11 protein-coding genes, 1 tRNA gene, 1 other RNA gene and 1 pseudogene are annotated in these 11,143 nt (G+C 69.9%); 10 read left to right on the top strand and 4 right to left on the bottom strand.

What is annotated here, in order from left to right:
- The 3 genes and pseudogenes from ASF30_RS21090 to menC all read left to right on the top strand — a co-directional run.
- A pseudogene (locus ASF30_RS21090) lies at positions 1-334 on the top strand (ATP-binding protein); the annotation flags it as partial.
- Complete coding sequence (locus ASF30_RS21085) at positions 331-1,137, top strand: hypothetical protein (protein ID WP_055911350.1); 807 nt, start codon at positions 331-333, stop codon at positions 1,135-1,137. The pseudogene ASF30_RS21090 and the gene ASF30_RS21085, both read left to right, overlap by 4 nt.
- Positions 1,134-2,240 (top strand): o-succinylbenzoate synthase, encoded by a 1,107-nt coding sequence (gene menC, locus ASF30_RS21080; RefSeq protein ID WP_055911349.1) that lies wholly within the window; start codon positions 1,134-1,136, stop codon positions 2,238-2,240. The genes ASF30_RS21085 and menC overlap by 4 nt, the downstream gene beginning before the upstream one ends.
- Before the next feature lie 42 nt (positions 2,241-2,282).
- On the opposite strand, the gene ASF30_RS22945 is transcribed toward menC, so the two are convergent.
- Together ASF30_RS22945 and ASF30_RS21075 are read right to left on the bottom strand one after the other, a co-directional pair.
- On the bottom strand, positions 2,283-2,432 hold the full coding sequence (locus ASF30_RS22945) for a hypothetical protein (protein WP_157497566.1): 150 nt from the start codon (positions 2,430-2,432) through the stop codon (positions 2,283-2,285).
- 106 nt (positions 2,433-2,538) lie between these two features.
- Entirely contained in the window at positions 2,539-3,501 is a 963-nt protein-coding gene (locus tag ASF30_RS21075; RefSeq protein ID WP_055911348.1) for an aminoglycoside phosphotransferase family protein, read from the bottom strand.
- 73 nt (positions 3,502-3,574) lie between these two features.
- On the opposite strand from ASF30_RS21075, the gene ASF30_RS21070 reads away from it, so the two are divergent.
- Both ASF30_RS21070 and ASF30_RS21065 read left to right on the top strand, forming a co-directional pair.
- Complete coding sequence (locus ASF30_RS21070) at positions 3,575-4,522, top strand: NADP-dependent oxidoreductase (protein WP_157497565.1); 948 nt, start codon at positions 3,575-3,577, stop codon at positions 4,520-4,522.
- A gap of 5 nt (positions 4,523-4,527) precedes the next feature.
- Complete coding sequence (locus tag ASF30_RS21065) at positions 4,528-5,334, top strand: putative protein N(5)-glutamine methyltransferase (RefSeq protein WP_200918505.1); 807 nt, start codon at positions 4,528-4,530, stop codon at positions 5,332-5,334.
- Positions 5,335-5,338: 4 nt separating this feature from the next.
- Here ASF30_RS21065 and ASF30_RS21060 read toward each other — a convergent pair whose 3' ends face one another.
- On the bottom strand, positions 5,339-5,929 hold the full coding sequence (locus ASF30_RS21060; RefSeq protein ID WP_055911344.1) for a hypothetical protein: 591 nt from the start codon (positions 5,927-5,929) through the stop codon (positions 5,339-5,341).
- A 173-nt stretch (positions 5,930-6,102) separates the two neighbouring features.
- On the opposite strand from ASF30_RS21060, the gene ASF30_RS21055 reads away from it, so the two are divergent.
- Positions 6,103-6,765, top strand: coding sequence for an NAD(P)H-binding protein (locus ASF30_RS21055; RefSeq protein WP_055911341.1), 663 nt, complete (start codon positions 6,103-6,105; stop codon positions 6,763-6,765).
- Between the two features lie 107 nt (positions 6,766-6,872).
- Here ASF30_RS21055 and ASF30_RS21050 read toward each other — a convergent pair.
- A tRNA-Ser gene (locus ASF30_RS21050) sits at positions 6,873-6,957 on the bottom strand.
- A 118-nt stretch (positions 6,958-7,075) separates the two neighbouring features.
- Here ASF30_RS21050 and ffs point away from each other — a divergent pair.
- From ffs to pta, 4 genes are all read left to right on the top strand, one after another.
- Positions 7,076-7,172: signal recognition particle sRNA small type (gene ffs, locus ASF30_RS22425), an RNA gene on the top strand.
- 289 nt (positions 7,173-7,461) lie between these two features.
- A complete protein-coding gene (locus tag ASF30_RS21045) occupies positions 7,462-8,799 on the top strand; it encodes a DUF1254 domain-containing protein (RefSeq protein WP_055911340.1) in 1,338 nt (445 codons plus the stop codon).
- A 48-nt stretch (positions 8,800-8,847) separates the two neighbouring features.
- Complete coding sequence (locus ASF30_RS22940; RefSeq protein WP_157497564.1) at positions 8,848-8,985, top strand: hypothetical protein; 138 nt, start codon at positions 8,848-8,850, stop codon at positions 8,983-8,985.
- Between the two features lie 34 nt (positions 8,986-9,019).
- Positions 9,020-11,143 carry a phosphate acetyltransferase gene (gene pta, locus ASF30_RS21040; protein ID WP_055911337.1) on the top strand — a complete coding sequence of 708 codons (2,124 nt, stop codon included), beginning with the start codon at positions 9,020-9,022 and terminating at the stop codon, positions 11,141-11,143.

Genomic DNA, 11,143 nt, shown 5'->3' with positions numbered 1-11,143 from the left:
GGCCGGGATCGGACCGTTGATGACGGGCAAGACCTGCGCCGGCGTATGGGTCACCGGCACCGGCACCGACGGGAACCCGCGCGAGGTGTACCTCTACCATGTGGCCGACAACGAGTGGACGATGAACGAGTACGACAGCCAGTGCGTGGTCTGGCAGACGGCCCTGAACCCGGTCATCGCCCTGGAACTGCTGGCATCCGGCGCCTGGACCGGGACCGGGGTGCTGGGCCCCGAGGCCTTCGACGCCGCCCCCTTCCTGGCCCTCATGGCCGCCCCCGAGACCGACGGCGGCTACGGCCAACCCTGGGGACTCGACGACAGGCTCGCCGCATGACCGGCAGCGGGGACGCATCCGCCGACGTCGTGCGGGCCGCCTACGCCCTCGCCGAGGAGGCCGCGGATGCCGCCGGGGTGAGCGTGCGCGACGCCGACCCCCGCGATCTCGACGCCGTCGTCGGCCTGTTCGAACGCACGTGGGGACAGGGACGCAGTCCCGACAGGGCCATGCTGCAGGCGATGGACCACGCCGGCAACACCGTGTTGATCGCCACCGAGTCGGGGCCCGGCGTCACCAGTTCCGCCGTCGGCGCCACCCTCGGCTTCCTCGGCTGGGAGGGCGGGCTGCACCTGCACTCGCACATGAACGCCGTGGCGCCGTGGCGTCGGAGCGGTGGAGTCGGCCACGCACTCAAGCTGTTCCAGCGAGCTGTCTGCCTCGACCACGGGGTGACCGAGGTGCGATGGACGTTCGATCCGCTGATCCGCCGCAACGCCCACGTCAACCTCGTGAAGCTCGGCGCCGAGGTCACGGCGTTCCATCCGGACTTCTACGGCCGCCTCGACGACGCGATCACGGGCACGGATCGCAGCGACAGGTTCGAGGTGCGCTGGCGCCTCGCTTCGCCTCGGGTGCTGCGGGCGCTCGCCCGGGAGCCGCAGCCGCTCTGGACCGGGAGCGACACCTTCGCCCTGGCCGACGACTTCGAGACGCGGCGAGCGGATGATCCGGCCTGGGCCGGCGAACGGCGGACGGCGTCCCGGCACGCGTTCCACGAGGCCTTCGCCGCCGGCCTCCGTCCGGAGTTGACGGCCGGAAACGACTACATCTTCACCGACGACGGCGCAGACCGCGCATGAGGATCGACGCCGTCGAGCTGCACCGCGTCGGCATGCCGCTGGTGCGGCCGTTCGAGACCTCGTTCGGCGTGCAGACCGCTCGCGCCGTGCTGCTCGTGCGGGTGCGAACCGACGTGGGAGACGGCTGGGGCGAGTGCGTGGCCGGCAGCGAGCCGTTCTACAGTTCCGAGTACGTCGACGGTGCCGCCCACGTGATCGAGCACTACCTGGCGCCGACGCTGCTTCGAGCGCCCGACGTGACGGCGGCATCCGTCGCCAGGCTCCTCGCCTTCGTCGCCGGACACCGCATGGCCAAGGCCGCTCTCGAGGCCGCCGTACTCGATGCCGAACTGCGCGCCGTCGGACGCTCGTTCGGCGAATACTTCGGCGCGACCGCCACCTGGGTGGACTGCGGCGTCTCGGTCGGGATCGCGCCGTCCATCGACGAGCTCCTCGCCGAGGTCGCCGGCTACAAGCGCATCAAGCTCAAGGTCAAGCCCGGCTGGGACCTCGAGCCCGTCGCACGCGTGCGCGAGCTCCTCGGGCGGGACGGACTGCTGCAGGTCGACGCCAACACCGCCTACACGCTGGCGGATGCCGAACACCTGAAGAAGCTCGACCCCTTCGACCTGCTGCTCATCGAGCAGCCGTTCGACGAGGAGGACATCGCCTCGCACGCGGCCCTGGCCCAGATGATCGAGACTCCTGTGTGCCTGGACGAGTCCATCCTGAGCGCGGCGCTGGCCGTCGACGCCATCGAGAGGGGCGCCACGTCGATCGTCAACATCAAGGCCGGTCGCGTCGGCGGTTACCTCGAGGCGCTGCGGGTGCACGACATCTGTCGTGAGCTCGCCGTTCCGGTGTGGTGCGGCGGCATGCTCGAGACCGGCATCGGGCGCGCGGCCAACGTGGCGCTCGCGGCGCTGCCCGGGTTCACGCTTCCCGGCGACACCTCGGCATCGTCGCGCTACTTCGCTGACGACCTCACCGAGCTCTTCGTTCTCGGCACCGGGGAGCATGCCGGGCAGCTCCGCGTACCCACCGGCCCGGGCACCGGCGTCGAGGTCGATGAGGCCTTCGTCACGGGCCGCGCGCTGAGTCCGCACGTCACACTGCGCGGCTGACGAGTCGACGAGTTGCGCCGGAGGTTGACGGGCCGCGATTCGTCAGGAGAAGTCGAAGGTGGCCGGAGGCCCGTCATCGCTGCGATCGGCACCGCACAGTGCGCACTCGTGGTACGCCAGGCCCGTCTCCTCCTGATGCCTCAGCACCCACTTGTGCAGGCCCAGCCTGCACCGGAGGGGTTTCGTCGCCATCATGCACTTCCACGCTCGTGAGCCGGCAACCCGACGCCGTCGGTGACGGGTACTGCTCAGGGTAGCCCCGCACGGCGGCCACCGGAGGGCTGTACCGGGGCATCCATCAGGGGATGAGGGCGATGGCCTTCCGACCTATGGCCGTGGCGGATGCCGTGTGCCCGGTGTCGCCGTCGAGGGCGAACCACACCGAGGAGAGGCCGCACCACGCCGCCAGCCAGCGCGCGAGCCTGTCGGGTGCGAGACCGGCGGCATCCGTCACCACGGCGAACTGCCGTTCGAGACGCCCGGCCTGCAGCGCGACCTCGTGCGACGGGTTGCACAGCAGGTTGCAGTAGTCGAAGGCGCGGTCGCCCAGGAGCCCCTTCGGGTCGATGGCCAGCCAGCCGGTGCCGCGGCCGCGGGCGGCATGGCCGTTGCCAGCGCCATTGCCGTCACCGGCGCGGCCGCTGCTGTCGCCGAAGTCGAGCACGTTGCCGTGGTGGATGTCGCCGTGCAGGGCGACGACGTCAGGTCGCCCCGTGCGCTGCTCGTCGAGCAGCTCGCGGGCGATGGCGGCCGTGCGGCGCACGAAGCCGGGGTCGGTGCCCGCCACCGTCGTGCCCCTGCCGTCGGCACGGCCGAGCAGTTCGCGGAACCACTCCTCGAGGGGAACGAGCTCTGGGACGCTGCCATCGCCGTCTGCAGGGTGAAGCAGTTCGTCGGATGCGGCATGCAGGGCGCCGGCCGCTGCGCAGAGCACCAGCGACGCCTCGTCGTCGCGTCCCTCCTCGACCCAGCGCACGAGGGAACGCGTGCCGGTGGCGCGCTCCATCAGCACGGCCGCGTCCTGGGCGCGCAGCACGCGAGCGGCCCCGTGCCCGTGCCACGCCGCCAGTACGGCGCCGCCGCGGATCTCCTCGGTCATGCGCGCGACCTTGAGCATCGCAGGGCTCCTGTCTTCCAGTCGCACGGGAGTGAGCACGCTGGTGGCCGTCGCGAAGGAATCACCGTCGGGCTGGAGGTGCCAGCGGTGCAACCACTCAGTCTCGCCGCCGTGACCGGGGTCGACGGGTCCGAGATCGCTCATGTGACCAGTATTCCGCTGCCCTGCCGCCGTGTCGCGGCATGATGGAGGTGACCGCAGCGAAAGAAGGAACCGAATGCCCCGTGTCATGATCGCCCGCAGCTTCGACGGACCCGAGGTGCTCGAACAGGTCGACGAGCCGACCCGGGAACCCGGCGCGGGAGAGGTGACGATCAGCGTGCTCGCCGTCGGGGTGAACCCCGCCGATGCCAAGCTGCTGAACGGCGTGTGGGGTCGCAACCCCGCGCGCCTTCCGCTCCACCCGGGAAGCGAGGTCTCCGGGGTCGTGACGGCGGTGGGACCCGATGCCGTCGGACCGGCCGGTGCCATCGCCGTCGGCGACGAGGTGATCGGCTACAGGGTCTCCGGTGGCTATGCGGAGGAGATCACGGTGGCTGCTGCATCCGTTCTGCCGAAGCCCGAGAGCCTGGGCTGGGAGGAGGCGGCCGGCCTGCTGCTGACCGGGGTGACGGCGTTCCACCTGCTCGAGGCCACGGGAGTCGCGGCCGGCGACACCGTGATCGTCCATGGGGGAGCCGGGTCCGTCGGCTTCGCCGCCGTGCAGCTCGCGAAGCTCCGCGGAGCCAGGGTCATCGCCACGGCGAGCGAGCGCAACCACGGCCTGCTCGAGGCTTTCGGTGCCGAGCCCGTCGTCTACGGCGACGGCCTCGTCGACAGGCTGCGCGCGCTGCTGCCCGACGGTGCCGACGTTGCCCTCGACACAGCGGGCACCGATGAGGCTCTCGACGCCTCGGCCGCCCTGGTGGCCGACCCGGCGCGGATAGCGACCATCGCCGGCTTCCAGCGAGCGGGCGAGATCGGCGCGAAGCGGCTCGGCGGAGGCCCCGGCGCCGATCCCGGGAACGAGCTGCGGATGGCGGCACGACTCCAGCTCGTCGACCTGGCCGGGCGCGGCGAGCTCACCGTGCGCGTCGCCCGCACCTATCCGCTGGCCGAGGCGGCCGCGGCCCTGGCCTTCGTAGCCGAGGGCCACCCGGGCGGCAAGGTCATCCTGCTGCCGTGACCCCGCTGCACCCCACGCCGTACAGCGAAGCCGCACTCGTGGCGCGCCTCCGCGCCGCCGGCTGCGTCTTCGCCGAGGACGAGGCCGCCCTGCTCATCGAAGCGGCGCAGACCGACGAGGATCTCGACAGCATGGCGGCCCGACGCGTCGCCGGGCAACCGCTCGAGGGCATCGTGGGCTGGGCCGAGTTCGGCGGCCTCCGCGTCCTCGTCGACCCCGGCGTGTTCGTTCCGCGGCGACGTTCCGAGGTGCTCGTCGAGGAGGCGGTGCGTCTGGCACCGCATCCGGCGTCCGCTGCGTCGACCCCGAGCGCTGTGGTCGTCGACCTCTGCTGCGGAACCGGCGCCATCGGCGTGGCCATCGCGGCACGCCTGCCGGGGATCGAGCTCGTGGCCGCCGACATCGACCCCGTCGAGGTGGCCTGTGCGCGGCGCAACGTGGAACCGGCTGGGGGAGCCGTGTACCTCGGAGACCTCTACGACGCGCTGCCGGATGCCGTCCGAGGGCGGGTCGATCTGCTCGTCGTCAACGCCCCTTACGTTCCCACCGAGTCGATCGCGCTGATGCCGCCCGAGGCGCGCGTGCATGAGCCCCAGGTCGCCCTCGACGGAGGCTCGGACGGTCTCGCCATCCAGCGGCGGGTTGCGGCGGGCGCGTCGGCGTGGCTGAGGCCGGGCGGTCACCTGCTCATCGAGACGAGCGTGCGGCAGGCTCCACTCACCGCTGCGATCATCACCGGGGCCGGCCTCGAGGCGCGCATCGTGCACGACGACGAACTCGACGGCACCGTCGTCATCGGACGCTCCGTCTGAGGAGCTAGCGCTCGGACGTCTGGGCGATCCTCTGCGGCATCCGTGCTGCCCACAGCGGTCGGCGTTCGAACCAGGCCAACAGGTGCGGCTCGATGCGCGTGAAGTCGGTGAGGGTCATCGGCACAGGAGCGTGCACGACCGGTGCCCCGAGTCTGGCCGCCACCTGCTGGATGGCCGATCGGGTCCAGACCTGTCCGCGCATGCGCAGGATCAGCTTGTCGTGCGCGTCGAGAGCGAACAGCTGCGGCACAGTCTCCATGCCGTTGCCGGTGTACAGGTCGATCAGCAGGATCGTGTCGACCTCGCTCGACTGCACCCGGTTCGTGAAGCCGAACGGCCAGTGATCCTCGACGCCCCAGTCGTGCAGCTTCACGTAGACGTTGCGCGATGCCACGACGGCCACGCCGATGATGATCATGACGAGGGCCTGCAACGCCGCGACGACGAGCCAGCCGCCGACCGGAACCATGACCCAGTAGAGCACGGCGAACACGGGAACCGTGAGCACCACCGTTGCTACTGCGATCTGACCGAACAGCGGGCTGCGCGGACGGAACATCTGTGCGCGAACATCGCCGACGCGAACTTCGGTCATCAAGCGGACCCCCCTCGATCATTGTGGGGCACAGGTCCCTGATCCGGAACCCGCATTTAGGAGGACACCGGGGTGCACTGATGTCGCGCCCGGCGATGGCTGCGGGCGCAGGCGCAGAATGGATCATGGAGGCTGTCGATCCGGACCGCGCTCCACGACATCGAGGAGCTCCCATGACCCGCACGGCCATCATCGGCGGACACGGCAAGATCGCCCTTCTTCTCTCGCGCGAGCTGACGGATGCCGGCCACCAGGCCGTCGGCGTCATCCGCAATCCCGAGCATGCTTCAGACGTCGAGGCGGCCGGAGCCGTTGCCGTCGTGCTCGACATCGAGTCGGCATCGGCCGAGGACCTGGCTGCAGCGCTCGCCGACGCGGGCGGCGTCGACGCCGTCGTGTTCGCCGCCGGTGCCGGGGGAGGTTCTGGCGCCGCCCGCAAGGAGACCGTCGACCACCAGGGCTCAGTCAAGTCGATCGTTGCCGCCGGCCGGCTCGGCATCAGCCGCTTCGTGCAGATCTCCTACATCGGCGCCGATCAGGCCGACACCTCGGGCGACGAGTCGTTCGGCGCGTACCAGGTGGCGAAGAAGGCTGCCGACGACGCCCTGCGCGCCAGCGCGCTCGACTGGACCATCGTGCGGCCTGGACACCTGAATGACGACGCGGCGACCGGCCGAGTGCGCATCGGCGACGACGTCACCTCGGGTACGACGAGTCGGGCCAACACGGCTGCGGTCATCGCGGCTCTGCTGACGTCGCCACTGGGAGTGGGCACGGTGCTCAACGTCATCGACGGCGACACCCCGATCGCGGAGGCTCTCGCGGCGGTGGCCTGAGCCCCGGCGGAGAATGGGGGATTCGAACCCCGGCTGTGGGTGCTGCGCGTCACCCGTGCGGCATCCGGGACCAGAAAAGGCCCGCCGAAGCGGGCCTTTTCTTTGTGCGGAGAATGGGGGATTCGAACCCCCGAGGGCTTTCACCCAACACGCTTTCCAAGCGTGCGCCATAGGCCACTAGGCGAATTCTCCTGGTCGATCGCGTTCTGAGAAGCACACGACCTCAGAGAATCTTACCCGACGCTGGAGGCTCCGGATGCCGCGAGCCGGCCTGTGCGCCGAGCAGGCCCATTCATCCCGTAAACTGTTCCTCGGCTCCTCGCGTGGCGCCATCCAGGCCAACTCCCCCAGGGCGGAAACGCAGCAAGGGTAACCGGGCTCTGGCGGGTGCGCGAGGGGTCCTTTCTCGTTAACGGGCAGCGCCGGGTAACCGGGACTCTGCTCATGGGCCGAGGTGCGCGAGGGGTCACCTCTCTTTAACGGGCGACCGGCGCAACGCGCGCAGCTCGGCTGGCCGGGCCGTTGCGTTTACAGGACCAGGGCGTCGTTGACTGCTCAGACGGGCACATCCTCGGCCTCCTCCTGCAAACTCGGGGAAGCAGCTCCTGCAACTCGGCGAAGCGTCGACCGGATCAGCGGCGGGCGCGGCATCCGTCATCGATAGTGTGTGAGCAACACTCATCGAAGGAGCCAGCGATGCCCGCGACAGACCTGTCCGAACTCGCCACACAGGCCTACGTCTACGGATTCCCGCTCGTCTTCGACCTCGAACAGGTGCATCGCTACGTCTTGACCGGAGCCGGTGGCAATCCGCCCGCCCCGTTCAACACGTTCAGTCACGCGCGCACCCTGGCGGGTCCGAAGGACACGTTCGTGTCGATCAACAACGACACCGTGTACTCGCTGGCATCGATTGACCTGAGCGTCGGCCCGGTGCTGCTCACGGTTCCCGACAGCGCAGGCCGCTACTACGTTCTGCAGTTCGTCGACGCCTGGACCAACAACTTCGCCTATGTCGGCAAGCGCGCCACGGGAACCGCGGCCGGCACCTTCCTGCTCGTGGAGGACGGCTGGGAGGGCGACGTCGCCGAGGCTGCGCCCGGCGCCACCGTCATCCACTTCCCGACGCGCATCGCCAGCATCGTGGGCCGCTGGGCCTGCGACGGCGTCGACGATCTTCCCGCCGTGCACGCGTTGCAGGACGCGATGACGCTCGAACCGTTGCTGCAGATGCTCACGCCGCCGTCCGGGCTGGAGTGGCCGGAGTGGCACCACAGCGAGGCGCTGCAGTTCTGGGAGCGCTACAGGATGTGGTCGCAGGAGTTCCTGCCCGCCGAGCGCGACCTGGCCCTGCAGGACTCGTTCGCGCCGCTGGGGCTCACCGGCGACACACACGTGACCGAACTCGGCGACGACGTCATCGCGGCACTCGAGGAGGGCTACGCCGCCGGCCGTGCCCTGCTGCAGCAGATCCTGCATTCGGGGTCCAGCCCGGTCGTGAACAACTGGTCGCTGACCTATCACGTGTTCGACTACAACCTCGACTTCTTCGAGGTTGGTGCTCTCGACGACCCGAAGTGGAAGCTGGCAGAGGCCACCCGCATCCCCGAGCGTGCCGCTGCTGCGCTTGCCGGCCTCTGGGGCAACCACGCCTACGAAGCCGCGTACGCCATGGTCTACCTGGACGCCGACGGCGATGCCCTCGACGGCACCACGACCTATCGCCTGCAGCTCAGCCCGCCCCCGCCGGTCGACGCCTTCTGGTCGCTCACCATGTACTCGCAGCCCGACTTCTTCCTGATCGAGAATCCGATCGACCGCTACTCGATCGGCGATCGCACTCCCGGGATCATTCGCGATGCCGAGGGCGGGGTCACCATCACGATCAGCGCCGAGCGGCCGACGGATGCGACCGAGGCCGCCAACTGGCTTCCCGCACCCGCCGGGCCGTTCCGCCCCATCCTGCGGCTCTACTCGCCGGCGGCATCCGTCGTCGACGGCGGCTACGAGATCCCGGCGATCACCAAGGCCTGAGCCCGCTGCATCCGTCCCGAGCGGACGATGCGGGCCTGAATTTGCAGGATGAGCCGCGACACGGCCGCATATCGCAGCCGTGTGGCGGCTCATCCTGCATTCTGCGAGCTCGGCATCTGCGACGCCGGCGACGAACCCGCGGGTGAACTCCGCCTGAAAGGTCACCGCAAGCTGCACATTCGCTGAGCGTCGGCAGCGAGCGCGCCCGTAGGCTGGGAGGGTGGCGCGAAGCATCTATCTGAGCTCTGCCGAAGGGCATACCGGCAAGTCGACGATCGCGCTCGGAATCCTGGCGACGCTCACCCGCACGACCGCGAAGGTCGGGGTGTTCCGCCCCATCGCCCGCTCCACGGCCGAGCGCGACTACGTGCTCGACCTGCTGCTCGAGCAGTCCACCGCCGGCCTCGACTACGACACCTGCGTGGGCGTCACCTACGACGACGTCCACACGGATCCGGATGCCGCGCTCTCGCGCATCGTCGAACGCTACAAGGCCGTCGAGGCGGCGTGCGACGCCGTGGTGATCGTCGGCAGCGACTACACCGACGTCGGCAGCCCCACCGAGCTCGGCTTCAACGCCCGCATCGCCGCCAACCTCGGCGCCCCGGTGCTGCTCGCCCTCGGCGGTCGCCACTCCCAGGGCGGCGTCGGCGAGGCCCTCGGCCAGTCCGACGCCCGCTCGGCGGACGACATGCGCCAGTTCGCCGAGCTCTCGCTGGCCGAGCTCCGGGTCGAACACGCGTCGCTGCTCGCCGTCATCGTCAACCGCGCCGATCCAGAGAACCTCGAGGAGATCGTCTCGGCCGTGGCATCCGCGTTCCCCGAGACGACGGATGTGCCCGTCTGGGCCATCCCCGAGGACCCCGTGCTCGTGGCTCCGACCATGGGCGCGATCCTCGAGGCCACAGACGGCACCCTGATCAAGGGCGACAAGGCCCTGCTGTCGCGCGAGGCCCTGGGCGTCGTCGTCGCCGCCATGTCGATGGACAACGTGCTGCCCCGCCTCGTCGAGGGTGCCGTCGTCGTCGTTCCCGGCGATCGCACCGACGTGCTGCTCGCCGTGCTGCTGGCCAACGCGTCCGGAACCTTCCCGTCGCTCGCCGGCATCGTGCTGAACGGCGGCTTCGAGCTTCCCGAGCCGATCGAGCGGCTCATCGAGGGTGTGCGGTCGCCGCTGCCCGTCATCAGCACCGCACTGACCACCTACGAGACCGCCGTGCGCATCACGCACACGAGGGGTCGCCTCGCCGCCGAGTCGCGCAACAAGTTCGACACCGCCCTTGCCCTGTTCGAGCAGAACATCGACGGCGACGCCCTCATCGAGTTGCTCGACCTCAATCGTTCGAGCGTCATCACCCCGCTCATGTTCGAGTACGGACTCATCGAGCGGGCGCGCTCCGAGCGCCGCCGCATCGTGCTGCCCGAGGGCAATGACGACCGCATCCTGCGGGCCGCCGCCACAGTGCTGGCGCGCGGCATCGCCGACCTCACCATCCTCGGGGAGCCGTTCGAGGTGCGTTCGCGGGCCATCGAGCTGGGCCTCGACATCGCCGCAGCCGACGTCGTCAGCCCCTTCGACGACGTGCTGCGCTTCAAGTTCGCCAACAGCTACGCCGAGCTGCGCGCCTACAAGGGCAAGGCGGCTCCGACGGTCGAGCAGGCGCGAGACACCGTCACCGACGTCTCGTACTTCGGCACCATGATGGTGCACCTGGGACTCGCCGACGGCATGGTCTCCGGTGCCGCGCACACGACGGCTCACACCATCCGTCCGGCCTTCGAGATCATCAAGACCCGGCCCGGCGTCTCGGTCGTCTCGAGCGTCTTCCTCATGGCCCTCGCCGACCGCGTGCTGGTCTACGGCGACTGCGCCGTCATCCCCGACCCCACCTCCGAGCAGCTCGCCGACATCGCGGTCTCGTCGGCGGGCACAGCCGAGCAGTTCGGCATCGAGCCGCGGGTGGCGATGCTGTCGTACTCGACCGGCGAGTCCGGATCGGGCGCCGACGTCGAGAAGGTGCGTGACGCCACGGCGATCGTGCGCGAACGGATGCCGGACCTCCTCGTCGAGGGCCCCATCCAGTACGACGCCGCAGCCGATGCCGCCGTCGCCGCCGCCAAGGCACCGAACTCGGCCGTGGCCGGACGCGCGACGGTGTTCATCTTCCCCGACCTGAACACCGGCAACAACACCTACAAGGCCGTGCAGCGCAGCGCCGGAGCAGTCGCGATCGGGCCTGTGCTCCAAGGACTCAACAAGCCGATCAATGACCTCTCCCGGGGAGCGACAGTGCAGGACATCGTCAACACCGTGGCCATTACGGCGATCCAGGCAGCAGGCTGA

The organism is Leifsonia sp. Leaf264 (assembly GCF_001422325.1).
Lineage (GTDB): Bacteria > Actinomycetota > Actinomycetes > Actinomycetales > Microbacteriaceae > Orlajensenia.
Note: the sequence above shows the minus strand (reverse complement) of the source record. Positions and strands in the feature narration are given on the sequence as shown.

Coding starts and splice junctions, on each gene's coding strand:
- ASF30_RS21085 (WP_055911350.1), top strand. CDS start 331: ATGACCGGCAGCGGGGACGCATCCGCCGACGTCGTGCGGGCCGCCTAC.
- menC (WP_055911349.1), top strand. CDS start 1,134: ATGAGGATCGACGCCGTCGAGCTGCACCGCGTCGGCATGCCGCTGGTG.
- ASF30_RS22945 (WP_157497566.1), bottom strand. CDS start 2,432: ATGGCGACGAAACCCCTCCGGTGCAGGCTGGGCCTGCACAAGTGGGTG.
- ASF30_RS21075 (WP_055911348.1), bottom strand. CDS start 3,501: ATGAGCGATCTCGGACCCGTCGACCCCGGTCACGGCGGCGAGACTGAG.
- ASF30_RS21070 (WP_157497565.1), top strand. CDS start 3,575: ATGCCCCGTGTCATGATCGCCCGCAGCTTCGACGGACCCGAGGTGCTC.
- ASF30_RS21060 (WP_055911344.1), bottom strand. CDS start 5,929: ATGACCGAAGTTCGCGTCGGCGATGTTCGCGCACAGATGTTCCGTCCG.
- ASF30_RS21055 (WP_055911341.1), top strand. CDS start 6,103: ATGACCCGCACGGCCATCATCGGCGGACACGGCAAGATCGCCCTTCTT.
- ASF30_RS21045 (WP_055911340.1), top strand. CDS start 7,462: ATGCCCGCGACAGACCTGTCCGAACTCGCCACACAGGCCTACGTCTAC.
- ASF30_RS22940 (WP_157497564.1), top strand. CDS start 8,848: ATGAGCCGCGACACGGCCGCATATCGCAGCCGTGTGGCGGCTCATCCT.